At 64.2% G+C, this 24,831-nt stretch carries 23 protein-coding genes and 1 pseudogene; 14 read left to right on the top strand and 10 right to left on the bottom strand.

Translation table 11 applies throughout. The features are described 5' to 3' along the window. Window positions 1-95 precede the first annotated feature (95 nt). Window positions 96-713 carry a LysE/ArgO family amino acid transporter gene (locus tag CJU94_RS17540; protein ID WP_095419769.1) on the bottom strand — a complete coding sequence of 206 codons (618 nt, stop codon included), beginning with the start codon at window positions 711-713 and terminating at the stop codon, window positions 96-98. 97 nt (window positions 714-810) lie between these two features. On the opposite strand from CJU94_RS17540, the gene CJU94_RS17535 reads away from it, so the two are divergent. Beyond that, window positions 811-1,704, top strand: coding sequence for a LysR family transcriptional regulator ArgP (locus CJU94_RS17535; RefSeq protein ID WP_095419768.1), 894 nt, complete (start codon window positions 811-813; stop codon window positions 1,702-1,704). A 63-nt stretch (window positions 1,705-1,767) separates the two neighbouring features. On the opposite strand, the gene CJU94_RS17530 is transcribed toward CJU94_RS17535, so the two are convergent. The 4 genes from CJU94_RS17530 to CJU94_RS17515 all read right to left on the bottom strand — a co-directional run bounded on the left by CJU94_RS17530 (window position 1,768) and on the right by CJU94_RS17515 (window position 6,101). Next, window positions 1,768-3,171 carry a heavy metal sensor histidine kinase gene (locus CJU94_RS17530; protein ID WP_425272154.1) on the bottom strand — a complete coding sequence of 468 codons (1,404 nt, stop codon included), beginning with the start codon at window positions 3,169-3,171 and terminating at the stop codon, window positions 1,768-1,770. Window positions 3,172-3,230: 59 nt separating this feature from the next. Next, window positions 3,231-3,914, bottom strand: coding sequence for a heavy metal response regulator transcription factor IrlR (gene irlR, locus CJU94_RS17525; RefSeq protein ID WP_095420418.1), 684 nt, complete (start codon window positions 3,912-3,914; stop codon window positions 3,231-3,233). Between the two features lie 23 nt (window positions 3,915-3,937). Then, window positions 3,938-4,351 carry a hypothetical protein gene (locus tag CJU94_RS17520; RefSeq protein WP_244220863.1) on the bottom strand — a complete coding sequence of 138 codons (414 nt, stop codon included), beginning with the start codon at window positions 4,349-4,351 and terminating at the stop codon, window positions 3,938-3,940. Between the two features lie 352 nt (window positions 4,352-4,703). Beyond that, window positions 4,704-6,101 carry an NAD(P)/FAD-dependent oxidoreductase gene (locus CJU94_RS17515; protein WP_244220862.1) on the bottom strand — a complete coding sequence of 466 codons (1,398 nt, stop codon included), beginning with the start codon at window positions 6,099-6,101 and terminating at the stop codon, window positions 4,704-4,706. 158 nt (window positions 6,102-6,259) lie between these two features. Between CJU94_RS17515 and CJU94_RS17510 the strand changes: the two genes are divergently transcribed. The 4 genes and pseudogenes from CJU94_RS17510 (at window position 6,260) to CJU94_RS17500 (ending at window position 9,390) form a co-directional block, all read left to right on the top strand. Next, on the top strand, window positions 6,260-7,231 hold the full coding sequence (locus CJU94_RS17510; RefSeq protein ID WP_095419767.1) for a LysR family transcriptional regulator: 972 nt from the start codon (window positions 6,260-6,262) through the stop codon (window positions 7,229-7,231). A gap of 5 nt (window positions 7,232-7,236) precedes the next feature. Continuing rightward, on the top strand, window positions 7,237-7,485 hold the full coding sequence (locus CJU94_RS40910) for a hypothetical protein (protein ID WP_157763762.1): 249 nt from the start codon (window positions 7,237-7,239) through the stop codon (window positions 7,483-7,485). 26 nt (window positions 7,486-7,511) lie between these two features. Beyond that, window positions 7,512-7,964: pseudogene (locus CJU94_RS17505) on the top strand (cytosine permease); the annotation flags it as partial. 34 nt (window positions 7,965-7,998) lie between these two features. Then, the gene (locus tag CJU94_RS17500) at window positions 7,999-9,390 is read left to right on the top strand and encodes an NAD(P)/FAD-dependent oxidoreductase (protein ID WP_095419766.1); all 1,392 of its coding nucleotides are present in this window, start codon (window positions 7,999-8,001) and stop codon (window positions 9,388-9,390) included. Window positions 9,391-9,507: 117 nt separating this feature from the next. Here the strand turns inward: CJU94_RS17500 and CJU94_RS17495 are convergent, their stop codons facing one another. Continuing rightward, window positions 9,508-9,879: a cupin domain-containing protein gene (locus tag CJU94_RS17495; RefSeq protein WP_095419765.1), complete on the bottom strand. Its 372-nt coding sequence runs from the start codon at window positions 9,877-9,879 to the stop codon at window positions 9,508-9,510. A gap of 212 nt (window positions 9,880-10,091) precedes the next feature. On the opposite strand from CJU94_RS17495, the gene CJU94_RS17490 reads away from it, so the two are divergent. Then, complete coding sequence (locus CJU94_RS17490; protein ID WP_095419764.1) at window positions 10,092-11,537, top strand: aldehyde dehydrogenase family protein; 1,446 nt, start codon at window positions 10,092-10,094, stop codon at window positions 11,535-11,537. Window positions 11,538-11,572: 35 nt separating this feature from the next. On the opposite strand, the gene CJU94_RS17485 is transcribed toward CJU94_RS17490, so the two are convergent. Continuing rightward, complete coding sequence (locus CJU94_RS17485) at window positions 11,573-12,523, bottom strand: LysR substrate-binding domain-containing protein (protein WP_095419763.1); 951 nt, start codon at window positions 12,521-12,523, stop codon at window positions 11,573-11,575. Window positions 12,524-12,640: 117 nt separating this feature from the next. On the opposite strand from CJU94_RS17485, the gene CJU94_RS17480 reads away from it, so the two are divergent. Together CJU94_RS17480 and CJU94_RS17475 are read left to right on the top strand one after the other, a co-directional pair. Then, window positions 12,641-13,813 carry a M20 aminoacylase family protein gene (locus CJU94_RS17480; RefSeq protein WP_095419762.1) on the top strand — a complete coding sequence of 391 codons (1,173 nt, stop codon included), beginning with the start codon at window positions 12,641-12,643 and terminating at the stop codon, window positions 13,811-13,813. Window positions 13,814-13,878: 65 nt separating this feature from the next. Further along, window positions 13,879-15,264, top strand: coding sequence for an MFS transporter (locus CJU94_RS17475; protein ID WP_095419761.1), 1,386 nt, complete (start codon window positions 13,879-13,881; stop codon window positions 15,262-15,264). 55 nt (window positions 15,265-15,319) lie between these two features. On the opposite strand, the gene CJU94_RS17470 is transcribed toward CJU94_RS17475, so the two are convergent. After that, window positions 15,320-16,573, bottom strand: coding sequence for an MFS transporter (locus CJU94_RS17470; protein WP_095419760.1), 1,254 nt, complete (start codon window positions 16,571-16,573; stop codon window positions 15,320-15,322). After that, window positions 16,570-17,568, bottom strand: a complete 999-nt coding sequence (locus CJU94_RS17465) for a PRC-barrel domain-containing protein (protein ID WP_095419759.1) — start codon at window positions 17,566-17,568, stop codon at window positions 16,570-16,572. The genes CJU94_RS17470 and CJU94_RS17465 overlap by 4 nt, the downstream gene beginning before the upstream one ends. 467 nt (window positions 17,569-18,035) lie before the next feature. Between CJU94_RS17465 and CJU94_RS17460 the strand changes: the two genes are divergently transcribed. From CJU94_RS17460 to CJU94_RS17445, 4 genes are all read left to right on the top strand, one after another. After that, window positions 18,036-19,418 (top strand): NCS2 family permease, encoded by a 1,383-nt coding sequence (locus tag CJU94_RS17460; protein ID WP_095419758.1) that lies wholly within the window; start codon window positions 18,036-18,038, stop codon window positions 19,416-19,418. Window positions 19,419-19,536: 118 nt separating this feature from the next. After that, complete coding sequence (locus CJU94_RS17455; protein WP_341868351.1) at window positions 19,537-20,112, top strand: ArsR/SmtB family transcription factor; 576 nt, start codon at window positions 19,537-19,539, stop codon at window positions 20,110-20,112. Continuing rightward, entirely contained in the window at window positions 20,109-20,447 is a 339-nt protein-coding gene (locus tag CJU94_RS17450) for an SRPBCC family protein (protein WP_244220861.1), read from the top strand. Before CJU94_RS17455 ends, CJU94_RS17450 begins: the two co-directional genes overlap by 4 nt. Before the next feature lie 77 nt (window positions 20,448-20,524). Further along, window positions 20,525-21,262 carry a DUF899 domain-containing protein gene (locus tag CJU94_RS17445; RefSeq protein ID WP_095419755.1) on the top strand — a complete coding sequence of 246 codons (738 nt, stop codon included), beginning with the start codon at window positions 20,525-20,527 and terminating at the stop codon, window positions 21,260-21,262. 42 nt (window positions 21,263-21,304) lie between these two features. On the opposite strand, the gene CJU94_RS17440 is transcribed toward CJU94_RS17445, so the two are convergent. Then, window positions 21,305-22,150, bottom strand: coding sequence for a helix-turn-helix transcriptional regulator (locus tag CJU94_RS17440; RefSeq protein WP_095419754.1), 846 nt, complete (start codon window positions 22,148-22,150; stop codon window positions 21,305-21,307). Window positions 22,151-22,430: 280 nt separating this feature from the next. Between CJU94_RS17440 and CJU94_RS17435 the strand changes: the two genes are divergently transcribed. Both CJU94_RS17435 and CJU94_RS17430 read left to right on the top strand, forming a co-directional pair. Next, complete coding sequence (locus tag CJU94_RS17435) at window positions 22,431-23,267, top strand: carbon-nitrogen hydrolase family protein (protein ID WP_095419753.1); 837 nt, start codon at window positions 22,431-22,433, stop codon at window positions 23,265-23,267. Window positions 23,268-23,455: 188 nt separating this feature from the next. Continuing rightward, the gene (locus CJU94_RS17430; protein WP_095419752.1) at window positions 23,456-24,811 is read left to right on the top strand and encodes an APC family permease; all 1,356 of its coding nucleotides are present in this window, start codon (window positions 23,456-23,458) and stop codon (window positions 24,809-24,811) included. Window positions 24,812-24,831: the final 20 nt, after the last annotated feature.

Below are 24,831 nucleotides of genomic sequence, written 5' to 3'. Positions count from 1 at the left end.
GCGAACGGCGCGTGAACCGCAACGCGTGGACAGCACACTTCGCTGTCAGCCGACCAGAATGACGGACCCGCAACGGCCCGAAGCCGGTCCGGCTTTCAGCGCAATTGCGTCACCGCGAGCAGCAACACCATGCTGCCGATCGCGCCATCCAGCACGCGCCAGGCCGTCGCCCGTTTGAAGAGCGGCGCGAGGGCGCGCGCGCCGTAACCCAGACCGAGAAACCAGATCCCGCTGACCGCCATTGCGCCCAGCGCGAACGCCACCCGCGCGCCGTCGGGTTCGCGGGCGCCGGCCGTGCCGATCAGCAGGAACGTGTCGAGATACACGTGCGGATTGAGCCAGGTGAAGGCGAGCGTCATCAGAATGATCGGTACGGCGCGCTGCACCGGCGCCGCGCCGGCGGCCTCGCTTTCCAGCACCGCGTGCCCCGGCCGCACCGCGCGGCGCAGCGCATTGATTCCGAACCAGGCCAGATAGGCGAGCCCGACATACAGCATGGCGTGGACGAACACCGGATAGCGCTCGACCAGCACCGAGGCGCCGCCGACACCCGCGCCGATCAGAATGAAGTCCGACAGCGCGCACAGTGCGACGATCTTGCCGACGTGCGAGCGCATGATGCCCTGCCGCAGCACGAAGGCGTTTTGCGCGCCGATGGTCACGATCAGCGATGCGCACAGGGCGGCGCCGTGGGAAAAAGACAGCCAGTTCATAATCGATCCAGTAGACGGGAGAAGCGAACGGGGCTAGTCTGCGGGTTTGCTTCCCATAAGAGAAGCTAATTCACTTAATGCCGATTAAGGAACGCTAATGCTCGACTATGCGCTGCTCGACGCGCTGGCCGCCGTGGTGCGCCATGGCTCGTTCGATCGTGCCGCCAGCGAACTGAACGTGACGCCGTCCGCGGTGTCGCAGCGGGTCAAGCTGCTCGAGGAGCGTGTGGGGAGCGTGCTGGTGAAGCGCGGCCAGCCCTGCGTCGCGACCACCTCGGGCGCGCTCTTGTGCCGCCACACCGAACGCGTGCAACTGCTGGAGGCGGAACTGACCGGCCGCCTGCCGGTGCTGCCCGGCGCGCTGGTCGAACCGTGGCCGGCGCTGCGCGTGGCCGTCAACGACGACAGCGTCGGCACCTGGTTCATCGACGCGGTCGCGCAATTCTGCGTAGAACGGGAAATGTTGCTCGACCTCGTGATCGACGATCAGGACCATACCGCGCAGCGCATTCGCGACGGCAGCGTGCAGGGCGCGGTCACCACGCAAGCCGAGCCGGTGCAGGGCTGCCGCTCCACGCGCCTCGGGCGGATGCGTTATCTGGCGGTCTGTTCACCGGATTTCCTCGCGCGTCACTTTGCCGGCGGCGTGACGCGCGAGAGCTTGCGGCGCACACCGTGCGTCGACTTCAATCCCAAGGACCAGTTGCAAAAGCGTTTCATGCGCCGCATCACGCGCGCCGAACTCGATCCGCCGTTGCACTGGATTCCGCACGTCGCCGGTTTTTTGCGCGCCTGCGTGACGGGCCTCGGCTGGGGCATGTGCCCGGAACGCATGATCGCCCCGCATCTGGCGAACGGCGAACTGGTGGAGATGGCGCCCGGTAAGCCGATCGATGTCGACCTGTACTGGCAGAGCTGGCGTTTGTCGATCGGTTGGCTCGACGACTTCGGCGCGGTGCTGCGCAAGCGGGCCGCGGAGTTTCTGGACTGACCGGCCGCGATGCGTGACCCGCCTGGCGGCGCGTGCTTTCCTGCACGCCGGTCTGCGCTTCGTTCAACCACCCATCGGCTGAAGCGGATGTTTCGGAAAATGCAGGCTGAATGTGGTGCGCTCGTGCGCCACGCTTTCCACGCTGTATTCGCCTTGATGTTCGTCCATGATCGCCTTGACGATGGCCAGTCCGAGACCCGTGCCGCCTGCCGAGTTGTGACGCGATGGATCGACCCGGTAGAAGCGGTCGAAGATGCGCTCCAGATGCGGACTGGCGATGCCGGCGCCGCAGTCCGATACCGATAGCTGGGCGTGGCGCCGGCGCTCGGCGCACTGCACATTGACGATACTGCCGCGCGGCGCGTGGCTCAATGCGTTTGAAATCAGATTGCTCAGCGCCCGTTGCACGAGCGGCACATCGCCGTGAAAGTGCGCATGACCCGATACCACGATCTCGACGCCGGCATCCGCGGCCATGGTTTCATAGTAGCCGGCAATCCGCATCGCCTCGCTGCGGGCGTCGACGAACTGCAGCGTCAGCCGGTGGTGACCGCTGTCCGCACGCGCGAGAAACAGCATGCTGTCGATCAGGCGCGCGAGCCGCTGGAATTCGTCCACGCTCGATTCGATCACGTTGCGATATTCATCCGCGGAACGCGGTTGCGAAAGCGCCACCTGCGCTTCGGCGAGCAGATTGGTGAGCGGGGTCCGCATATCGTGCGCGAGGTCGGATGAAAATTGCGCGAGACGCGTGAACGACTCATGCAGTCGTGCCAGCATGCGGTTGAAGGCGCGGCTCAGCTCTTTCAGTTCGCCCGGCATGTCGTGCTCGGGCAACGGCTGCGCGAGGTGGCTGCTGGAAATCCGTTCGGCGCGCGCGGTCAGACAGGCGAGCGGCCGCAAGCCGAAACGGGCGATCGACCACGCGAGCAGCGCATTTACCAGTGTGCCGATCGCGATCACGGCCAGCACGTTGAGCGCGTAGGTGCGCAGGAACGCGCGTTCGGCTCGCGCATCGTATTGCACGACCACGCGCACCTGGGTGCCGGATACGTCGCCGAGCGGCGCCGTCGCCACCAGAAAGCGCAGCGGTTGTGTTTCCATCGACACATGCACGGGTGCGATCCCGGCGCGCACGGCGAGCGTTTGCGCATTTGGCCAATAGCCACTCGTGCGGATGAGCGGGGCGCTGCGCGCGTGGAACAAGGCGATATCGAGGTTCTTGTGGCCGTGCAACTGGTTGTGCCATGTCGCCCGATCGGCAGTGACGGCCGCGAGGTCGGGCAGGGTGCGAAGGCGCGTTTGCAACGTGAGGAGGGTGGTGGCCATCTCGTGCGCCGACGCGGTTTCAAGACGCGTTTTCAGACCGTGGTACAGCACCACGCCGTTCAATACCAACACGGCCGAGGTCGACAGGGCGAACAGGATCGACAGCCTCGCGCGCAGTGTGCGCGGCAGGAGGCGCATGCGCAGCCTGGTCCGGCGCGCGTTCGCGCGCGGACTCAGTGCCGCGAACAGACGGCGCATCATGGCTGCAACAGGTAGCGCTCTTCCAGCACGTAGCCCATGCCGCGTACGGTGTGGATCAGCCGCGGTTCGTAGTTGTCGTCGACTTTCGCGCGCAGGCGCCGGATCGCGGCGTCGACCACGTTGGTGTCGCTGTCGAAGTTCATGTCCCACACCTGGGAGGCGATCGTCGAGCGAGGCAGGATTTCCCCCTGACGACGCATCAGCAGCCACAGCAACGCGAATTCCTTGGCCGTGAGCAGGATCGTATCGCCCTGACGTGTGGCCTTGCGGCGCGTCAGGTCGAGCACCAGGTTCGACACTTGCAGCGAGGCGGCGTCGCGGGCCTGTCCGCGTCGCAGGATGGATCGGACCCGGGCCAGCAGTTCGGCAAAGTCGAACGGCTTGCCGAGGTAGTCGTCGCCGCCCATTTCGAGTCCCCGCACCTTGTCGTCCACTTCGTCGCGCGCGGTGAGCAGCAGCACCGAAGTCGAATGGGTGCGGCGCAGGTTTTTCAGCACGGTCCAGCCGTCCTGGCCGGGCAGCATGACGTCGAGGATGATCAGATCGTAGTCTTCCGTCAGCGCGCGATGCTGGCCGGTCAGCCCGTCCGCCACCCAGTCGACGATAAACCCCGCTTCGGTCAATCCCTTTCGAAGGTACGTGCCGGTTTTGATTTCGTCCTCGACGATCAGGATACGCATGGCGTTCTCTCCGGTGACGCTTTTCAGCGGCCCATGCGCGCGGCGGGACTGCATGACAGGTAGGCATGGGGTGCGCCGAGGCGGAGATCGTCCACGGGCAAGGGGCTCGACGGGCGTGTCGGCGTGCGTGTCATGGCGGAGAATACTTCAAGGGAGAGCAGCCCGTGGCTGAACAACGGGCCGTCGGGGCCACCCGGCTTTGCCGAGAGGGAGGCCGATGCGGACGCGGATGGCGCGGCGCGGGACGGGTCGCCGCCGTCGAAGAGCCCGTCAGGCTGATTCCACCAGAACGCCATAGAGCTGACCGCAATCACGACCAGGGCGGCTGCCAGCGAGACCGGCCGTTCGATCTGAAGCCTTTCCCATTGCGCCGGGAAGCCTGCGCCGAAATGAGCGATGCGCGTTGTCAGGCTTCGCATTTTTTGAAAATGCCGCATACGGTACGGGTCGAAAGTGAAACGGCTTCATCGTACAAGTCGTTGATCGATATCAACGTGAGAGCAAGATGACAATTCCGTCATATATCGCGGATGCATGTTTTGTTTCGATACTCGATGCGCTTGGCGGCTGCCCCGTGGCGTGTCGAGGTTGATCGCGCGCTTGTTGCGCATTTGCCGCGCATTTACCGCGCGTTGATCGAGCCGTGTGGAGCGGGCGTGAAGACTCGATCGAACGGAGGCTCGATCGGGGGAGGGGAAATGGCTTGCGAGGCTGGCGCCGTGCTAAGCGAAGGTGAAGATGTCAGTGGCCGGCGACGACTCACGGGGCTCGTGAGTCGCCGCGTTTAGCTCAGTGCAGACGGATTACCGGATGCACGCGTCTGCGCAGCCAGTGGCTCGCCGTATCGAGCGCCATGCGCGCGAAACCGGTCAAGGTCATGACGTGCCGGCGATAAATGAGCTTGTACACCGCGGTGGCGAACCAGCCGTCGACGAATACCGGCCGCGTCAGCAAGCTGCTGCTGAGGCTGCCGATGGCGCCTTCACGCCCGAAGCCGACCAGCGTGCCGGCGTCGCGATACACGAACTCGGGCAACGCTTTGCCCGCTACCCGGCACTTCAACGCACGCGCGAGAAACAATGCCTGCTGATGCGCGACCTGGGCACGCGGCGCGAGGAAAGCGCCTGCGGTATCGGCGGGACAGGCCGCGCAATCGCCGAGACCGAATACGTTGGCGTCGTTTGTGCACTGCAGGGTGCGATCCACGCTTACCTGCGCGTTGCGGTTCACGGCGATGCCATCGAGCGTGCGCAACACCGGCGGCCCCGCGATACCCGCTGTCCAGATCGCGATGTCGCTCGCGAGCGGCGCACCGCCTTCAGTCAGCACGGCGTCGGCGCGTACTTCGGTGACGCGGGTCGTGCTCAATACTTCCACGCCCAGGCTGTCGAGCATCCGCTGCGCGCGCGCCGAAATCGTTTCGGACAAGGCGGGCAGCACGCGCCCGCCGCTTTCGATCAAACGGATGCGAAAGTCGCGCACCGGATCGAGCGAGAAGGGGCTGTAGCGATTCAGCAAACGCACCGTGTCGCGCAGCGCCGCGGCGAGTTCGACACCGGTCGCACCCGCACCGATGATGTTGATCGACACCGGCGTGTCCGCTTGCGCGGTGCGTGCCCGGCGCGCGTGGCTGGCGCGCAGGCAGGCGTCGAGCAGCTTGCGGCGGAAGGCTTCCGCATGCGCGACCGATTCGAGCGGCAGCGCGTGGCCGGCGGCGCCTGGTATGCCGAAATACTGCGTGACGCTGCCCATGGCCAGCACCAAGGTATCGAAGGCGATCTGACGCGCCGGCAGGATTTCGCGGCCGTCGGCATCGCGCAGCGCGCTCAGGGTGATGTGGCGCTGCGCGCGATCGAGCGCGGTGAGCTCGCCCTGTTCGAATTCGAAGCCATGGCGTTGCGCCTGTACCGCATATTGCAGTTGATGCGTGGCGGGGTCGAGCTGACCCGAAGCGGCTTCGTGCAGCAAAGGCTTCCAGAAGTGCGTGGGCCAGCGGTCGACCAGTACGACCTGCGCGAGACCGGCGCGCCCGAGCGTTTCGCACAGACGTGTGGCGAGCCCGAGTCCGCCCACGCCGCCGCCGACGATGACGATCCGATGCCCCGCCGTGCTGTCCGTCCGCTGCGCACGTGGCGCGGATCGCTCGCGTTGCGTTGCCGTGCATGCCTGTTGATCGGTTTCGACCATGATCGCTATCCTCCTGACGTTATTCGTGCCGGGGCGGGTGATGGCGCGGTGTGGAGCGCGATATCGAAGCTTCCCCGGTTGATCTGTCAGGCCAGTATAAAATCGGCCGAAACCGCAGCACAATTTAATGTTTATGAGGAATATATAGGTTTTCACTTATGTTAAAAGCCGCCACGTTTCGTCAGTTGAAGGCCTTGCATACGGTTGCGAAGCTCGGCAGCGTATCGCGTGCGGCCGAGGAGTTGCGGCTCACGCAGCCGGCCGTTTCGCTCCAGGTGCGTTTGCTGGAGGAGGCCGCGGGCGCGCCGCTATTGCAGCGCGTGGGACGCGGCGTGCAGTTGACCGCGGCCGGCGAGATCCTCGCGCGCTATGCGCTGGAAATCCTCGACCTGTGGAACGGCGCGGCTGACGACCTGGCCGCGTTGCACGGCGAGCAGGGTGGCACGCTGCGCATCGGCGCGATCACCACGGCCGAGTATCTGATCCCGCCTTTTCTCGTGCGTTTCACCGAGTCGCGCCCGCAGGTGAAGGTGCAGTTCAAGGTCGGCAATCGCGCCGACATCATCCGTATGCTGGCTACCCATGAGATCGATCTCGCGGTGATGGGCAGCGCGCCGCGCGAACTGCGCACGGCGGCGACCGCGTTCGCGAGGCATCCCATGGCGTTCGTCGCCTCGCCCGCGCACGCGTTGATGAAGAAAAAGCGTTTGTCGCTCGACGACCTGCAAAGCGCGAATCTGTTCGTGCGGGAGCGAGGTTCGGGCACGCGTTCGACCGTCGAAAATCTGTTTCGCCTCGCGGGTCTGAAGCTTCACATCGGCTCCGAGCTGTCGAGCAATGAGGCCATCAAGCAGTTGGTCGAGGCTGGACTGGGCATTGCGTTTCTTTCGCTGCACGCGTGTTCGCTGGAGTTTCAGGCGGGCCTGCTTGCGTTGCTGCCGCTGCCCGCCAATCCGATCGAGCGCGACTGGTATGTGATGCACGTGTCGGATAAACGGCTGCCGCACGTGGCCGGTCTGTTCCGCGATTTTCTGATCGAGCACGGCATGTCGGGCGCGGTGCCGGTGCCGCTGCCCACCGTCGCCGCGGCAAAAAAGCGCCGCCAGACGCGTCAGGCGGGCGGCGCGTAAGGTGGATGAAAGACGTTTCGATTCTCGCTATTCGCTTCGACGTTTGCGCCGGGCGTGCCTCGCAACAGGTCGCCGGCAGGCCTGCCGGCGCGCCCGTAGCGCTATATGGGATGGGGCTTGCGGGTTACATCGCCGGGTATCGAAGTAAAGGTTGGGCGGGCGATATTTTTGCCGGCGACGATTGTCTTTACAGTGGCGGCCAGACATCTGAGAAAAGTGGTCGCCGCATCCCCGTGGCGAGCCATTGTGATTGACCTGGCCGTTACAGGAGTCGGAGACAATGAGCAGCAACAGCATCACTCAAGTCGAAACATTCGGTTTCGAACGCATTCCGGATCGCTCGCGATATGCGCGGCCGATCGATCTGTTCCGCTTGCTGTTCGGCGGCTGCAATACCTTTTCGACGTCGGTGCTCGGCAGTTTTCCGGTGCTGCTCGGCTTGTCGTTCAAGGCGGGCGTCTATTCGATCGTGATCGGCGTGATGATCGGCTCGTGCATTCTCGCGCCGATGAGCCTGTTCGGTCCACGTAACGGCACCAGCGACCCGGTTTCCTCGGGCGCGCATTTCGGCATTCATGGGCGGATCGTCGGCTCGTTTCTCGCGTTGCTGACCTCCGTCGCGTTCTTCTCGCTGGCGGTGTGGAGTTCGGGCGACGCGCTGGTGGGCGGCGCGAACCATCTGCTCGGCCTGCCGGTCAACTGGATGACGCTGAGTTTCGCATTCGTGCAATACGAGCAATGGTTTCCAAATCAGGCAGGCAAACAGAATGAGCGAGTCAGTAAAGCGCGCGTTTGAAGGGGTAAAGCTATTTCCGTTCTGGCTGGACAATCCGTGCGCGCCGGCTGTCGAACGGGAGCTGATCGGTCCGACTTGTGCGGATCTGGTCGTGGTGGGCGGCGGCTTTACCGGTTTGTGGGCCGCGATTCAGGCGAAAGAAGCCGACCCGTCGCTCGACGTCGTGCTGATCGAGGCGGGCAAGGTGGCTTACGGCGCCTCGGGCCGGCCGGGCGGCATCATCTCGACTTCCGTGATGCACGGCTTGCCGAACGCGACGCGGGTCTTTCCGCAAGACCTCGACGTGCTCGAAAGGCTGGGGCAGGAGAATCTCGACGGCTTCAAGGCGTCGTTGGCGCGCTACGGCATCGAAGCAGAAGTCGAGTGGAACGGCGAGATGACCGTCGCGGTCGATCCGGGCCACCTCGATCATCTGAAGGGCGACTACGAGCTGCATGTGGCACACGGGCATGACGTGGTCTTGCTCGACAGTCGAGGCGCGCGCGAGCAACTCGATTCGCCGCTCTTTGCCGGCGCGATGTGGTCGCGCAACCGCAGCGGCACGATTCATCCGGCAAAGCTCGCATGGGGGTTGAAAGCCGCCGCGCTGAAACTCGGCGTGCGTCTGCATGAGCATTCGCCGCTCACGCGTCTGGAAGACCGCGGCGCGGCAATGGTCGTGCACACGCAGGCGGGCCGCATCGAGACGCCGCGCGTGCTGCTCGGCACCGGCACCGCGGACGTGGGCGTGACCGACATCAAGCGCCGTGTGATGCAGGTGCGCGATCACATCATCGCAACGGCGCCGTTGAGCGACGAACAGATGGCGCGCATCGGCTGGAAGAATCGCCAGGGCATTTATGACACGCGCACGCAGCTCAACTATTTCCGGCTCACCAAAGACAATCGCATCATCTTCGGCGGCCGGGTGAGCTACCACTTCGGCGGCGATCCGAATCCCGCAGCCGATCGCGATGAAAGCACCTATTACAAGCTCGCCGAAGCGTTCTACCGCACCTTCCCGCAACTGGACGACGTGCGCTTCACCCATGCATGGGGCGGCCCGATCGACTACTGCTCGCGCGGAGCGGTGTTCGCGCGCCGTTATCACGGCGGCAAGAGCGTGTTCGTCGCCGGTTATACGGGCTTTGGCGTGGCGGGCAGCCGCTTCGGCGCGAGGATGGGTCTCGACATGTTGTGGCATCGCGATACGGTGATCACGTCGCTCGATATCTCGCGCAAGGGGCCGTCCTATATTCCGCCGGAACCCGTGCGCTGGATCGCCGCGAAGATCACCTTCAACGCGTTCGACGGCGCCGACGATCGCGGCGGCTGGCGGCGTCTGTGGATCAATTCGATCAAGGCGCTGGGTTTTCCGATGTAGCCCGAGGCGTCCGCGCAGCGGTGGCGGACGCTTTCTTTTTGTGTTGCCGCCGCAATAAAAAAACCGCACCTTAACGGGTGCGGTCCCTGGTGAAGCAGCGGTGCAATGCAGTGTGAATCAACCGCAATAGACGATGCTGTATTTCTTGGTCGCCACCGGCATGTGCCACGTGCCGGAGAAGCCTTTGTGCAGGATGAAGGCGTCGCCTGCGGCATAGCGTTCGCTGCGGCCGTCGTCGCTGGTAACGACGACTTCGCCTTCGATCAGCACGCAGACTTCGTGAATCGGCAGGTCGGCCAGCTTCAGCGTACCGGCATCGCATTGCCATACGCCGGCTGACAGCATGTTGGTGGCGTCGGAGTAAGCGTTGAGGGCGTGCGGTGCCGTGGCGCCTTCGAGGATGACGTCGGCCGGATCGTGCAGGGCCGGATTCAGACCGGTGGCGCCGGGGCCTCTAGCGTCGATGCGGGTGAAAGTGATGGTGCTCATGAGTCTCTCCTGGTTGATTGGATCGATGTCGCTATCGTCGAATCGATGCGAACAATGGATTCGAAGCCGGAGTCTGAGCCAAAGCTGCGTAGCGGTGAATTTCGATTTGAAGACATTCAGATTGAGCGGCGTCGATGTAAAGCAGGCGATGCCGCCGCGGGTGCGATCGGCGCTCTATCTGACCTGAAACATTCACGTAAAGGACAAGCCTCATGGAACACGCCAAGCAGTTCTATATCGATGGTCAATGGGTCGAGCCGCTCGCTCCGGTTAATCAGGCCGGCGCGGCCACGCTCGACGTCATCGATCCGTCCACCGCCAGCGCGTTCGCGCAGATCTCGCTCGGCAGCGCGGCGGATGTCGATCGCGCCGTGGCCGCCGCGAAGCGCGCGTTCCCCGCCTATAGCGAAACGACGATCGCGCAGCGCATCGATTTGCTGCAGGCGATCCTCGACGTCTATCGCAAGCGCTATGACGACATGGTGCATGCGATCAGCCGCGAGATGGGCGCGCCGCTGCAGTACGCGAACGACGCGCAAGCCTGGACCGGCGTCGCGCATCTGGAAACGATGATCCGCACGCTCGACACTTTCGAGTTCGAATACGTGAAGAGCGGCATTCTGATCCGCAAGGAAGCGGTGGGCGTATGCGGGCTGATCACGCCGTGGAACTGGCCGGCCTTGCAGATCACCACCAAGGTGGCGCCCGCGCTGGCGGCCGGCTGCACGATGGTGCTCAAGCCTTCGGAACTGGCGCCGCTGTCGGGCATCATCTTCGCGGAAATTCTCGACGAAGCCGGCGTGCCGGCCGGCGTGTTCAACCTCGTGAACGGCGAAGGCCGCACCGTGGGCGAAGCGATGTCCTCTCATCCGGATATCGACATGATGTCGTTCACCGGTTCGACGCGCGCCGGCGTGCTGGTCGCGAAGGCCGCGGCGGACACGGTCAAGCGCGTGCATCAGGAGCTGGGCGGCAAATCGGCCAACCTGATTCTCGAAGACGCCGACCTGAAAGAGGCCGTCATGCGCGGCACGCGTGCCTGTTTCGACAACAGCGGTCAATCGTGCGATGCGCCCACGCGCATGTTCGTGCCGCGCGCGCGCGAGGCCGAAGCGCTGGTGTATGCAAAGGAGGCCGCAGAAGCGTTGCGCGTCGGTCCCGCGAATGCGATGGAGACGGATCTCGGCCCCGTGATCAGCGAAGCGCAGTTCGACAAGATCCAGCGGCTGATCGGCGTGGGCATGGAAGAGGGCGCCACGCTGGTGGCCGGCGGCCCGGGCCGCCCGGAAGAGTTGAAAGAGGGCTACTTCGTGCGGCCGACGGTATTCGGCAAGGTCACGCCGGACATGACGATCGCGCGCGAGGAAATCTTCGGTCCGGTCCTGTCGATCCTCGCCTACGACTCCGAAGACGAAGCGATTGCGATGGCCAACGACAGCCTCTACGGTCTGGCCGGCTACGTGCAATCGGGCTCGATCGAGCACGCGCGCGCGGTGGCCAAGCGGTTGCGCACCGGCACGATCTATCTGAACTACGCGGACTACAATCCCGAGGCGCCGTTTGGCGGCTTCAAGCAATCGGGCAATGGCCGCGAGTACGGCGAGTTCGGCCTGGAGGACTTTCTGGAGATCAAGGGCGTGGTCGGTTACGGCGCGTGAGTGTGCGCAGCGGCATCACGTCACGCATGCCGCGACTAAAGCAGCAGTTCGATCGAATGAAATAGCCGGCGCTGCTCGGGGTCTTGCGAGCGCGCCCCTTCGCCGATCACTTCACGCAGGCATTCGAGAAAACACGCGGCCGCCGGACTCGTCGGCGCGCCGCGGCGCGATGTGATGCTGACGATGGTTTCATCGACCGTTTCACGCAATGGCAGCGCCCACAGCTGCTCCTTCGCGAGCGTCACTTCCACGAGCGGCCACGGAAAAATGCTGAGCATGTCCGTGTGCGCGAGCAGACCCAGCACGACCGCCAGCGAGTGCGCGAGATGAATGGTGTGCGGCACCTGCATGCCGCGCTTGCGAAACACATTGTCCGAGATCGACTCGCGGCTTGCCGGATCCCAGTTCAATACCCATTCCGCGTCTTCCAGTTCGAGCAGCGTGCGGCAGCCGGCTTTCGGATGATCACGCCGCGCGACCACGGCTGAATGCGTGGAAAAGAGCGGCACGTTGTGAAACTCCGATTGCGGCGACGCGGGAGGCGGCCGACCGATCGAAAAATCGAGGCTGCCGTCGCGCAGGCGCGGCTGCACGACCGCCAGCAATCCTTCGAAAAACTCCAGCTGCACTTCCGGCATGCGCTGACGGAACCGCTGCACGGTGGGCGGCAGAAACGTCAACGCAACCCACGGCGTCACGCCGATCGACAGTTTGCCCGCGGCGGCGCCGCGTAGCGCTTCGATCTCGGCTTGCGCCCGCTGCAATTGCCCGAGCACGAGGCGCGCATGCACGACCAGCGCGCGGCCGAATTCGGTAAACGCGACGCCGCTCGCGCTGCGCACCACCAGCGGCGCCTGCAGATCGGCTTCCAGTTCGCGCATGGCCTTGGTCACGGCGGCGGGCGACAGGTCAAGCGAGCGGGCGGCGGCCCGGATACTTCCAGTATCGGCGATCGCCGCTAATGTGCTGAGCTGATGCAGTTTCATCTGACGAGGAGGGGATAAGGTGGCAACCAGCGGTTGCCGGCGCAACGATTCTACGCCTGCCGCTGGAAAATCGGCGTCGTTATGCTGGGTTCACGCTTTCATTGACGGAGACACGACGTGAACACCATGGCCATTCCGGCGGGCATCGCCGAACTCGAAGACGAAATGATCGCGCTGCGCCGCCGTATTCACGCGCAGCCCGAACTGGCTTACGAAGAGTTCGCCACCGGCGACCTGGTCGCCGAACGCTTGCAGGAGTGGGGCTACACCGTGCATCGCGGGCTGGGTCAAACGGGTGTCGTCGGGCAACTGAAAGTCGGCACCGGTACGCGCAAGCTGGGGCTGCGCGCCGACATGGACGCGCTGCCGATTCACGAGACCACCGGCCTGCCCTACGCGAGCAAGGTGCCCGGCAAGATGCACGCATGCGGTCACGACGGCCACACGGCCATGCTGCTCGCCGCGGCCAAACATCTGGCGCGGGAAAAGTGCTTCGACGGTACGTTGAATCTGATTTTCCAGCCCGCGGAAGAGGGCCTGGCCGGCGCTAAAAAAATGCTCGAGGACGGCCTGTTCGACCAGTTTCCCTGCGACGCCGTGTTTGCGATGCACAACATGCCAGGCTTCCCGACGGGCAAGTTCGGTTTCCTGCCGGGCTCTTTCATGGCCTCGTCGGATACGGTGATCATCAAGGTGACCGGCCGCGGCGGTCATGGCGCGGTGCCGCATAAGGCCGTCGATCCGGTGGTGGTGTGCGCGCAGATCGTGCTCGCATTGCAGTCTATCGTCTCGCGCAATATTGCGCCGCTCGACATGGCGATCATCACCGTCGGCGCGATTCACGCGGGCGATGCACCGAACGTGATTCCGGAGACGGCCGAGATGCGCCTGTCGGTGCGCGCATTGAAGCCCGAGGTGCGCGATTACTTGCAGGAACGCATCACGGCGGTGGCGTGCGGCCAGGCGGCCGTGTTCGGCGCGCAGGCGCAGGTGGATTATCAGCGTCGCTATCCGGTCCTCGTCAACGATGCGGCCATGACCGGTCTTGCGCGGCAAGTCGCGCTCGACTGGCTTGGCGAAGGCGGCCTGATCGCGGACATGCAGCCGCTCACCGGCAGTGAAGATTTCGCCTTCCTGCTGGAGCGTTGCGCCGGCAGCTATCTCATCATCGGCAATGGCGACGGCGAGGGCGGTTGCATGGTCCACAACCCCGGCTACGACTTCAACGACGATTGCCTCGCCACCGGCGCGGCCTATTGGGTGAGACTCGCGCAGACGTTTCTGGTCTGACGCCCAAGCGATTGCATGAGCGGGCAAAGCCGCGCATCCGCAGCAAGAACACCATGGAGAGACAGATGGACTATTCCGCCACATCGCAGCCCGCCGGCACCGACACGCTGGCCATGCAGAGTGCGGCCGCGCAGCCCGCGAAGCGCGCGAGCCACGCCAAGGCAATTGCAGCGATCACGCTCGGCAACGGCCTCGAGTTTTTCGACTTCACGATCTACAGCTTCTTCGCGACGATTATCGGCAAGCTGTATTTCCCGGTGGAAGGGCAGCTTGCGCAACTGATGCTGGCGGTCGGGACGTTCGGCGTCGGCTTCATCATGCGTCCGGTGGGCGGCATCGTGCTCGGTGCGTATGCCGATCGCGCGGGCCGCAAGGCCGCGATGAGTCTCACGCTGTGGCTGATGACGCTCGGCTCCGCGATCATCGCGTTCGCGCCGACTTACGCGGCGATCGGCATGGCCGCGCCGCTGCTGGTGATTCTGGCGCGGCTGATTCAGGGCTTTGCGCTGGGTGGCGAGGTCGGGGCGTCGACCTCGCTGTTGCTGGAGTATGGCAGCAATCAGACGCGCGGCTTTTACGGCAGCTGGCAGTTCGTGAGCCAGGGCTTGAACACGGTGTGCGGATCGTTGCTCGGTGTCGCGTTGGCCGCGGCGCTTTCAACCGCCGCGCTGGAGAGCTGGGGTTGGCGGGTGCCGTTCGTGATCGGCATGGCGATGGGGCCGATCGGCATCTATATCCGGCGGCATCTGGATGAAACGCTGCCGGGTGTCGAAGAGAGCTCGGCGCCGCACGCGGGCGAGGGTGTCGCGGCGACTTTGCAGCCTGTCTCGCGACCCGCCTCGCAGCCGGTGCGCAAGCTGTTTCGCGAGCATTCCCGCGTGATCGCGACGGGCGTTCTGACGACGATCGGCGGCACGGCGGCGAACTATATCGTGCTGTTCTATCTGTCCACGTACGCGATCCGGATTTTGCATTTGCCGATGTCGTCGGCGCTCTGGGCTGCGTGGACGGCTGCTGTGGTGACGGTGATCTGTTCGCCATTTGCAGGGGCGTTGTCGGATCGCGTCGGGCGCAAGCATGTGTTGTGGGTTTCGCGTGTGCTGCTGATTGTGGCCGTGTATCCGGCGTTCATGATTATCAATGCTTCGCCGACGGTGCCGGTTCTGTTGTCGGTGGTCGCGGGGCTGGCCGTGCTGGTTGCGTTTACCGCGGTGCCTAATATCGTCATGTTGCCGGAGATGTTTCCTCGCGAGATTCGCGCGACTGGGATGTCGATTGTTTATTGTCTTGGGGTGTCCATTTTCGGTGGATTTGCGCAGTTTTTTGCTACGTGGTTGATTCAGGTTTCGGGGAGTAATCTCGCGCCGGCGTGGTATCTGATCGGGTGTGGGGTGGTTTCTTTGTTGCCGTTGCCGTTTATGCGGGAGACTGCTGGGCGGGATATTGGGTAGTGAGGTGTTGCCTGTGGGGTGCTGCCTGTGCGGCACGGGCAACACCCCACATCCATCACCGAACCGCCGACTCTCCCGCATCCGCCACCGGCGCCTCATCTTCAGCCGCCGCATCCCGAGTCTCCGGCATGGCGGCCCACACCAGCAGAACAGCCAACGCTCCAGCCGCGGCCAAACCAAAAAAGCTCACCGCATTCCCAAAATGGTCCGCCACAAACCCGGCTGCGGTCGTGCTCAACGTAGCCCCGATTCCGGCCGCCAATCCAAACAGGCCAATACACAGGTTATAGCGCCCCTTACCGCCCGCCACATCGGCGGCAATCAGCGGCAGCATCACCCCGAACACGGCAGCGCTCAAACCATCGAGCATCTGCACCGGCACGAGCAGATAAGGGCTGCTGATTCCGGCAAACAACAACGCCCGGATCGGCAGCGCTGAAAACCCGAGCAGCAGAATCGGCCGGCGTCCCCAACGCTCGGCCGAGCGTCCGACCCACGGCGACATGATCGCCACGATCGCCTGCGGCACGATGATGCAGGCCGCAATCACGAGCTGCACGTTGTCGCCCATGCCGGCCGTCACTTCTCCCGCGGCGAGATTGAGCATCGCAGCATTCGACAGATGGAACAGCACGATGCACGCCGCGAACAGCAGCATCCGCTTGTCACGCAACAACTCGCGCAAACTCTCGCGCCGCTCGATCTGCTGCGGCGTCGGCGCGGCCTTCGGCAACTCGACGGTGTCGGTGCGCTGGATCATCGTCAGCGCGAAGAGGGCCGGCACGGCGAGCGCGGCGGTCAGCCAGAACACCGCGCGCGGCGAATAGTACTCGCCGAACACGCCCATCAGGCCGGCGGCAACCGCGCTGCCGATCGACGCCCAGCGCGCATTGCGCCCGAGCCGGTCGCCGAGATTCGCCCGTCCCACCAGCGCGAACGAAATCGCGGCGAGCGCCGGGGTCAGCATGCAGCTCGCGAAGCCGTGAAACACCTCGGCGGCGATCACCGGCAGCACCGTCGGACTGACGGCCAGCAGTACCGCGCTCAAGATGATTGCGATGATCGCCCAGGCCGCCGCGCCTTTCTTGTTGCGCAACGCGTCGACGGCGGCGCCGCCCGGCACCTGGCTCACCATCGCGCTGATCGTACCCACCGAGAGCGCCATGCCGATCTCGCCCTGCGTCCACTTATGCGAGGCGAGATAGGACGCGATGAACGGTCCAAAACCTGTTTGCACGTTGGCGACGAAGAAATTCAGCCAATCGAGCGCGCGCAAGCTGCGCGCCGTTACCAGAGTGCGGCCGGTCATCGGGCCGCCCGCGCGTTGGAAACCGCCGTGGTCGTAGCCGCGGCGGCAGGCGCCGCAACGGCGGCGGGCGCGGAAGCAGGAGCGGGCGCTGGCGCTGGCGCTGGCGCGGGAGGCGGCGCCGGCGACACCGCGCGGATCGGCTTGTCGTTCGCATAAGGCGGCGACGCATTGATCTGCGCATCGCTCAACTCGAGCAGCGGATGCAACGCCTTGTCTTTGGTGATGAACCGCAGCGCCGACCAGCTGGCGGCAATCGTGCGCCGCTCGGTGCTGACCATGCCGTTGACGTCGAGCACGACCGCCTGCGGTTGCGCGTTGGCGTCGATCAGCACGTCGATCACGCGGCCGACCTTGGCGCCGTTCGAGCGCTCGACGGTGGCGTCGATCAGCGGCAATTGCAACGCGGGCGCGGCGGATCTGGCCGCGTTCGCCGGAATCGCGGCAACGGTGAGCGTGATAGGCGCGGTTTTCGCAGACGGCGTGAAGCGGAACGAGCTCCACGGGAAGTTCACCTTGCGGTCGCCCACACCGAGGAACCCCTGCAGATTCACGACCATTTCACGCGGCTTGCCGCCGGCGTCCGCGATCAGATCGACCGCGCGTCCGACCACTTTGCCATCGGGCTTCTGCACTTCGCTATCGAGCAGCGCGCGCGCCTCGCTGCGCTCGATCGTACGCAGCACGATCAGCGGCGGGGGCGGCGGAGGCGGCGGCGCGGGCGCGACGACGGGCGGCGGAGGCTCGACCTTGTGCGGCTTGACGACCGGTTTCTTCGGCTTTCTCGGCTGCTCGGGTTCGGCTGCTTCGGTCTCGACCGGTTCGGGCGCGGACGCGGCCACCGGCGCGCTGGCGGGCTCGACGGGCATCACCGTGGCATCGACGATCGGCGCCTGCTGCGGGCCCCACAACAGGCTGCTGCAACCAGACAGCGCGAACAGAGCGAACACAGCAAGAAGCAAGTGACGCCAGGCAGGACGCGAGAAACCGCCGCTCATCAAGAAGGACTCCAAGGGCCGGTGCGGACGGCCGCAGTGGGCCGCCGCAGTTAAGACAGGTACGGGCCAGAGTGTAACCCGCGACGTTGGGCGGCTCCGGTTTCGCAGGCAGTCTGACAGGTTGCCCCAAGCATGGTTCATGCCGCGCTCTGCCGCTTCGGTACCCGGCCGCGGTCGATTGAGGCCGATCGACACGCGTCGAATCTCTCAAAACCCTTTCATATCTTCGTGGCAAACCGTAGGTGTAAACGCGCGGGCCGTCGAGCTGGTCTGGCGTCCCTTAAACGATATAAGCGTCGCGACATGTCGGGCATGCCATTCATGCGATGGGAGACATATTTGTGTTGCCCTACATTTCGAGACAGCAAAAAAAGACCGCAACCACACTAAACCAAACGCAACGAGACGAACCTGATGGCGGCCGTATCGACGGCCGTTTCAGCACGCTGATAAAGGAGGCACTCATCATGATGGAACCCCACGCCCAACCGATTTCCGAAGTCGGCGCCGAATCATTCGACGGAAAGGGTTTTCTCGACCGCTACTTCGAAATCTCTTCACGCGGCAGCTCGCAGCGTCAGGAGATCGTCGCGGGTATCACGACCTTCCTCGCGATGGTCTATTCCGTGTTCGTCGTGCCGGGCATGTTCGGCAAGGCGGGCTTCGACACGAGTGCGGTGTTCGTCGCCGTGTGTCTGACCACGGCCTTCGGCTCGCTGCTGATGGGCGTGTGGGCGCGTTTGCCGATCGCGATCGGCTGCGCGATTTCGCTGACGGCATTCACCGCGTTCGGCCTCGTGCTCGGCAAGGGCCTGCAGCCGAACGTCGCGCTCGGCGCGGTGTTCCTGATGGGCGTGGTGTTCACCGCGATCTCGGTGACGGGCGTGCGTTCGTGGATTCTGCGCAATCTGCCGACCGGCATCGCGCACGGCACGGGAATCGGCATTGGCCTCTTTCTGCTGCTGATCGCCGCGAACGACGTCGGTCTCGTCGTGAAGAATCCCGGCGCCGGTTTGCCGGTGTCGCTCGGCAATATCACGGCGTTGCCGGCCCTGATGTCGGTGGCGGGACTCGCGGCTATCTTCGGTCTGGTGCGCCGCCGCGTGCCGGGCTCGATCCTGATCGTGATCGTGGCGATTTCGGCGATCGCGCTCGTCATCGATCCGGCCGTGTCGTTCCACGGCGTGTTCGCCGTGCCGTCGCTGAGCGCGCCGGGTCACGCGTCGCTGATCGGCGCGATGGACATTAAGGGCGCGCTGTCGATGGCCGTCCTGCCGAGCGTGCTGGCCCTCGTGATGACCGCGGTGTTCGACGCCACGGGCACGATCCGCGCCGTCGCGGGACAAGCCGGGCAACTCGATGAAAACGGCCGCATCATCAACGGTGGCCGCGCCTTGACGGCCGACTCGCTGAGCTCGATTTTCTCGGGGCTGCTGGGCGGCGCGCCGGCGGCGGCATATATCGAATCGACGGTGGGCGTGGCGGCAGGCGCGAAGACCGGCATGGCGGCAGCGGTGGTCGGTCTGCTGTTCCTCGTGGTGATGTTCTTCTCGCCGCTCGCGGGCCTCGTGCCTTCGTATGCGACGGCTCCCGCGCTGATGTACGTCGGTCTGCTGATGCTCTCGAACGTCAGCAAGCTGCATATGGACGACATGGTGGACTCGATGTCCGGTCTGATGTGCGCGGTGTTCATCGTGCTGACCGCCAACATCGTGACGGGCATCATGCTCGGCTTCGCGACGCTGGTGATCGGCCGCGTGGTGAGCGGCGAATATCGCAAGCTGAACGTGGGCACGGTTGTCATCGCGATCGTGCTGGTGGGTTTCTATCTCGGCGGCTGGGCGATCTGATCGCAGCGGGAATGGGCTCGGACGTTGCCGACGCCCGGGTTTGAATCTATCGGATCTTTGCTGGAAAGCGAGGGCCGGGTGGCGCGACATTGGCCGCTTTGCTCGAGCCTGTAGTCGGTTGTTCTCCACCTTGACGCGGCGCGTTGCAGGTTTCATCTGCGGCGCGCCGCGTATCTTTTTGCCGCGCCCCTCGCGCGGGGTGCGGCGCGCTTTGCGAAAGTGCCGGCCCGTCCTTGACATCCCACGCTTCGTTTCTATACTTAACCTTATGGTTAAGTTTAATGAAGCATTGCTGAATCGCACGTTTGCCGCGCTGTCCGACCCGACACGGCGGGCGTTGCTCGCGCGTCTGTCGGCGAACGATCTATCGGTCAGCGAACTCGCCGAGCCGTTTGCGATGTCCTTGCCCGCAGTGATGAAGCACCTCGACGTGCTGTCAGAGGCGGGTCTCATCACGCGCAGCAAAACCGGCCGCACGGTGGCTTGCCGCCTGTGCGCCGGGCCGATGGAGGAAGCCATGGAGTGGCTCGGCCGCTATCAGCGCTTCTGGTCCGAATCACTCGATCGTCTGGCCGCTTTCGTCGAAGAGGAGCAAGCCCCATGTCCGCCCAGCCCAGCCTCACCCTCCAGCGGCGTCTCAACGCCGCGCCCGCCAAAGTCTTCCGCGCCTGGACGGAACCGGCGCAATTCATGACGTGGATGCATCCGGGCGGCGCCGACGTGGTGCGTGTGGAACTGGATGTGCGCGTCGACGGGCGTTACGCGATCGTATATCGCAAGCCGGACGGCAACGAAGTCGAGGTCAACGGCCAGTATCTGGAGGTGGTGCCCGACCGCAAGCTCGTCTTCACGTGGGTATGGCGCTATAGCCCGGAGCATGAATCGCAGGTCACGCTGCTGCTGGAACCGGACGGCGATGGCACGTGGCTCACGCTCACACACGAACGTCTTGCCGACGACGCCCAGCGCGAAGATCATCGCCGCGGCTGGACCGATGGGATCGATTCGCTGGAACGCTACGTGGCCTGAATGGTGTGCATGTCCCCGCGGGGGCTTCCCGCGGGGCGCGCTGATTGGCCTGCGCGATGCAGGCAAAGGAGACGCAGATGGAACCGCAACACCGTACTGGTTCTCAAGAGGAATGGCTGGCTGCCAGCCGGGCATTGTTAGCTGAAGAAAAGGCGCATATGCGCGCCGGCGACGAACTTGCGCGCAAACGTCGCGCGCTGCCGTGGGTCAAGGTCGACAAGACCTACACGTTCGATACGCCGCAGGGCCGCAAGACGCTGGCCGATCTGTTCGACGGGCGCAGCCAGTTGATCGTCTATCACTTCATGCTCGGCCCGGATTGGGAAGAGGGCTGCGTCGGCTGCTCGTTTCTGTCGGATCACATGACCGGGATCGTCACGCATCTCGAACATCACGACGTCTCGTACGTGACGGTGTCGCGCGCGCCGCTTGCGAAGATCGAGGCTTTCAGGAAACGCATGGGCTGGACCTTTCCGTGGGTGTCGTCGAACGGCAGTGATTTCAATTTCGACTATCACGTGTCGTTCACGCCCGAAGAGCTGGCAAGCAGGAAGGCGTTCTACAACTTCACTGAGGATGACGTCGGCATCGACGAACAACACGGCCACAGCGTGTTCTACAAGGACGAACAAGGCGACGTGTATCACACGTATTCCTGCTATGGACGCGGTGACGAACGCTTCATCAATACCTACGCGCATCTCGACGTTACGCCGAAGGGCCGCAATGAAGACAGCAATCTGACCGACTGGGTCAGGCATCACGACCGCTATGAAGAAACCACGCAAGGCGGTTGCGCCGCGTGCGGCTCCTGATAGAAACGGGTTGACGCGATCCGGCGAGAAAAAAGCGGGACGTCATGCGCCCTGGCGTCCCGCTTCATAGAACAGTGCGAACAGCTCCGACTGTGAACTGACGTTCAGCTTCGTGTAGATGTGCTTCTTGTGCGCGCGCACGGTCTCGAAGGAGATCGTCAGTTTCTCCGCGATCGCGCGCGTCGAAAATCCGCTCAAGGTGAGCATGGCCACTTCCACTTCGCGCGCGGTGAGCGACGCGCGGCCGCCCGCGGACGCGACCTGTTCGAAGCGCGCGGCATAGGCGGGGGCGTCGGTGGCGGCGGGTGATTCCGTCACCGTTAAGGGGGGCGCTTCGTTCAAGGCCGGCCGCGCTGCGTCGAATGTCTCGTAGGGCAAGCGTTGCCGCAAAAGCGCGATCACCCACGGCGCGGACAGCGCGAGCACCGCCAGATCGCGCTCCGCATAGCGATGCGTCGCGCCCAGCGAAAAGGCGAGCGTATGCCGCGCGTCGATCATGTAGTTGAAATGCACCTCGTCGCCGACAATGTTCTTCTGGAAGTATCGCTGGTAGTAATCGGTCATCGAGAAGTTGTCGGGCGCGACATCGGCCAGCGTGACGAAGCCCGACGCGGGCTTCTCGGTGGCGGCGATATAGAACGGATCGAGTTGATAGAGCGCGGCCAGATAATCCTGGAACATCGTGTCCACGGTGCCGTCGGGCATCGGCGATTCGGCGCACACGAGCGGCGCCTCGCCCGTCGTGAAGCGCAACGCGACCCAGTTGTCGAAGGCGACATACCGTTCGAGTGCGCGCGTGAGGCGAGTCCAGAATTGCGCGCTATCGAGCGCTTCGATAACCGCGCCGATCTCGCGATGAAAGGCCAGATCGCGCCATTCGAGTTCCATGCGTGCTCCGATGAGGGTAACCCAGCAGGGTAATTACGGACAAAAATATGTCTGGTAATAATAGGCCCAACGTGATCGCAGGGTGGCCGGGAACGGCAGTTGCCGGGCGCGAAGTGGTCCGGTATGAATAGCAACCAAAGTGCAGGGGACTGCAGTAAGTGCTTTGCATGGGCTTTGGCATGGGACCAGAATAACCGCTAAAGCGCTAACTCTGGTCGACCGCCTTTGCATGGGACCAGAGTAACCGCTAAAGCGCTAACTCTGGTCGACAGGAGACAGAATGCTTCAACTTGAACTGGCGCAGATTCCGATCGTGGACGGCGCCGCGGGCGTCAGCGGCGCGAATGTGCAACGCGTGCTGCAAATCATCGGTCAGCGTGCGGCACAAACCGATCTGATCGTGTTTCCCGAAACCACGCTGTCAGGCTTCCCGACGCGGCATAACGTTGCCGACGTGGCGGAAACGCTCGACGGTCCTTCGCTAACCGCGGTACGCAACGCGGCGCGTGAGGCGCGCGTGGCGGTTGCGGTTGGTCTCGCCGAGCGCGACGGCAGCCGCTTTTTCAACACCACCGTGTTGATCGACGAACGCGGCGAAATCGCGCTGCGCTATCGCAAGACTCACCTGTGGGCGTCGGACGTTGGCGTGTTCGAGCCGGGCGAGCGTTACGAAGTATGCAGCTTCAAAGGCATGACCGTCGGTCTGCTGATCTGCTACGACATTGAATTTCCCGAAACGGCGCGCGCGGTCGCCTCGCTGGGCGCCGATCTGCTGATCGTGACCAACGGCAACATGGACCCGTTCGGGCCGGTGCATCGCCGGGCCATCGTGGCGCGCGCCATGGAAAACCAGATGTTCGCGGCGCTCGTCAATCGCATCGGTTCCGGCGACGACAACCTCACGTTTCCCGGCGAATCGGCGCTGATCGATCCATTCGGCGACGTAGTGTGCGACGCGGGCCAGCAGGAAACCGTGCTGCGCGCGACACTGGAGCGCGCGCGCCTCGAAGGCGCGCGCGAACACTACCGTTACCTGCACGACGCCCGCATAGCGCTCGATCTGGCCACCGAAGACGGCGCGCACGGCCAACGTGCGCGCGTGATTCGCACACGCTGAAGCGAACCTTCAGGCAGAGAGACGGCCGGGCTGATACGCCGCCTTGACGGCGCGTATCAGCGCGGCACATCAGGCAAAGACCGGCGGCGCGAATCGCGCTGTCAGCCAATCCGATCGACCCGGCTCGACCGGGGCGCGCCATGCCGCGCCCGGGACGATGCTCGCCCATTCGCAAGAGGAGACACCGTATGACTTCACCATCCGCCGCCGAACCCGCGGCCTCACGCAGCGCGCATCTGAAGCGCACGCTCGGCCTGCCGTCGGTCCTGCTGTTCGGCCTTGCCTATATGGCGCCGCTGATCGTCTACGGGACCTATGGGGTGCTGGCGAGCGCCAGCCAGGATACCGCGTCGCTGTCTTATCTGATCGCGCTGATTGCAATCGTGTTCACCGCGCTCAGCTACGGCAAGCTGGCGCGGCTATTCCCGGTGGCCGGTTCGGCCTACACGTACACGCGCAAGACCTTCAATCCGCATCTCGGTTTCATGATCGGCTGGGCCACCTTGCTCGATTATTTCTTCCTGCCAATGGTGATCTGGCTGATCGGCGCGGCCTATCTGAGCGCGGCTTTTCCGCACGTGCCGGGCTGGATCTGGATCGTCGCATTCATCGTGCTGACGAGTGCGCTGAACATTCTCGGCATTGAACTCGCGAACCGGTTCAACATCGTGCTGATGGTGGTGCAACTGGCGATCGTCGCGTTGTTCGTCGTGCTGTGCTGCCACTATGTGACGGCGGCCGCCGGACCCGGCGGTCTCGTGTCGGCCGAGCCGTTCTTCAAGCCGCACGTGCCGTTCTCGGCGACGATGGCGGGCGCCGCGATCGCCGCGTATTCGTATCTCGGCTTCGACGCGGTCTCGACACTGACCGAAGAAACCATCGCCCCTGAAAAGACCATGCCGCGCGCCATCGTGCTGATCGCGCTGATTGGCGGCGCGATCTTCGTGATCGCGGCGTACACGGTGCAGTTGGCGCATCCGGGCGCGGTATTCAAGGACCCGGATTCGGCGGCGTTCGAAGTCGCGCGCAAAGTGGGCGGCGATATTTTCGTCACGGTGTTTCTGGCGGGCCTGATCCTCGCGCAGTTCGCCTCGGGCATTTCGGCGCAAGCGAGCGTGGGACGTCTGCTGTATGCGATGGGCCGTGACGAAGTGCTGCCCAAACGCATCTTCGGTTTCGTGCATCCGAAGTTCAAGACGCCGGCGCTGAACATCGCGATTGCGGGCGCCGTCGGTCTCGTCGCCTTGAAGCTCGACGTGGCGACTTCGACCTCGTTCATCAACTTCGGCGCGTTCCTTGCGTTCACGGCCGTCAATCTGTGCGTGATCCGTCAGTTCTTCAATGCGAAGGGGAGTGCGAAGGCGATAGGCGTGATCGGCGGGCTGCTGCTGCCGTTGGCCGGCGCGCTCGCGGACGTGTGGCTGCTGGTGAGTCTGGAGAGGACCGCGTTGGTGCTCGGCGCGGTGTGGTTCGTGCTGGGCTTGTGCTATCTCGGCTGGATCACACGCTGTTTTCGCCAGGCGCCGCCGGAAGTCGCGGTGTGATGCAACGGTGCGCGCTCGTT

The sequence above is a fragment of the Paraburkholderia aromaticivorans genome (assembly GCF_002278075.1).
GTDB lineage: Bacteria > Pseudomonadota > Gammaproteobacteria > Burkholderiales > Burkholderiaceae > Paraburkholderia > Paraburkholderia aromaticivorans.
The sequence above is the reverse complement of the archived record's forward strand: the minus strand, read 5'-3'. Positions and strand labels throughout refer to the sequence as shown.

Bases quoted from the DNA above. Each gene is read 5' to 3' on its own strand.
- CJU94_RS17540 (WP_095419769.1), bottom strand. From the start codon at position 713: ATGAACTGGCTGTCTTTTTCCCACGGCGCCGCCCTGTGCGCATCGCTG.
- CJU94_RS17535 (WP_095419768.1), top strand. From the start codon at position 811: ATGCTCGACTATGCGCTGCTCGACGCGCTGGCCGCCGTGGTGCGCCAT.
- CJU94_RS17530 (WP_425272154.1), bottom strand. From the start codon at position 3,171: ATGCGCCTCCTGCCGCGCACACTGCGCGCGAGGCTGTCGATCCTGTTC.
- irlR (WP_095420418.1), bottom strand. From the start codon at position 3,914: ATGCGTATCCTGATCGTCGAGGACGAAATCAAAACCGGCACGTACCTT.
- CJU94_RS17520 (WP_244220863.1), bottom strand. From the start codon at position 4,351: ATGCGGCATTTTCAAAAAATGCGAAGCCTGACAACGCGCATCGCTCAT.
- CJU94_RS17515 (WP_244220862.1), bottom strand. From the start codon at position 6,101: ATGGTCGAAACCGATCAACAGGCATGCACGGCAACGCAACGCGAGCGA.
- CJU94_RS17510 (WP_095419767.1), top strand. From the start codon at position 6,260: ATGTTAAAAGCCGCCACGTTTCGTCAGTTGAAGGCCTTGCATACGGTT.
- CJU94_RS40910 (WP_157763762.1), top strand. From the start codon at position 7,237: ATGAAAGACGTTTCGATTCTCGCTATTCGCTTCGACGTTTGCGCCGGG.
- CJU94_RS17500 (WP_095419766.1), top strand. From the start codon at position 7,999: ATGAGCGAGTCAGTAAAGCGCGCGTTTGAAGGGGTAAAGCTATTTCCG.
- CJU94_RS17495 (WP_095419765.1), bottom strand. From the start codon at position 9,879: ATGAGCACCATCACTTTCACCCGCATCGACGCTAGAGGCCCCGGCGCC.
- CJU94_RS17490 (WP_095419764.1), top strand. From the start codon at position 10,092: ATGGAACACGCCAAGCAGTTCTATATCGATGGTCAATGGGTCGAGCCG.
- CJU94_RS17485 (WP_095419763.1), bottom strand. From the start codon at position 12,523: ATGAAACTGCATCAGCTCAGCACATTAGCGGCGATCGCCGATACTGGA.
- CJU94_RS17475 (WP_095419761.1), top strand. From the start codon at position 13,879: ATGGACTATTCCGCCACATCGCAGCCCGCCGGCACCGACACGCTGGCC.
- CJU94_RS17470 (WP_095419760.1), bottom strand. From the start codon at position 16,573: ATGACCGGCCGCACTCTGGTAACGGCGCGCAGCTTGCGCGCGCTCGAT.
- CJU94_RS17465 (WP_095419759.1), bottom strand. From the start codon at position 17,568: ATGAGCGGCGGTTTCTCGCGTCCTGCCTGGCGTCACTTGCTTCTTGCT.
- CJU94_RS17460 (WP_095419758.1), top strand. From the start codon at position 18,036: ATGATGGAACCCCACGCCCAACCGATTTCCGAAGTCGGCGCCGAATCA.
- CJU94_RS17450 (WP_244220861.1), top strand. From the start codon at position 20,109: ATGACGTGGATGCATCCGGGCGGCGCCGACGTGGTGCGTGTGGAACTG.
- CJU94_RS17445 (WP_095419755.1), top strand. From the start codon at position 20,525: ATGGAACCGCAACACCGTACTGGTTCTCAAGAGGAATGGCTGGCTGCC.
- CJU94_RS17440 (WP_095419754.1), bottom strand. From the start codon at position 22,150: ATGGAACTCGAATGGCGCGATCTGGCCTTTCATCGCGAGATCGGCGCG.
- CJU94_RS17435 (WP_095419753.1), top strand. From the start codon at position 22,431: ATGCTTCAACTTGAACTGGCGCAGATTCCGATCGTGGACGGCGCCGCG.
- CJU94_RS17430 (WP_095419752.1), top strand. From the start codon at position 23,456: ATGACTTCACCATCCGCCGCCGAACCCGCGGCCTCACGCAGCGCGCAT.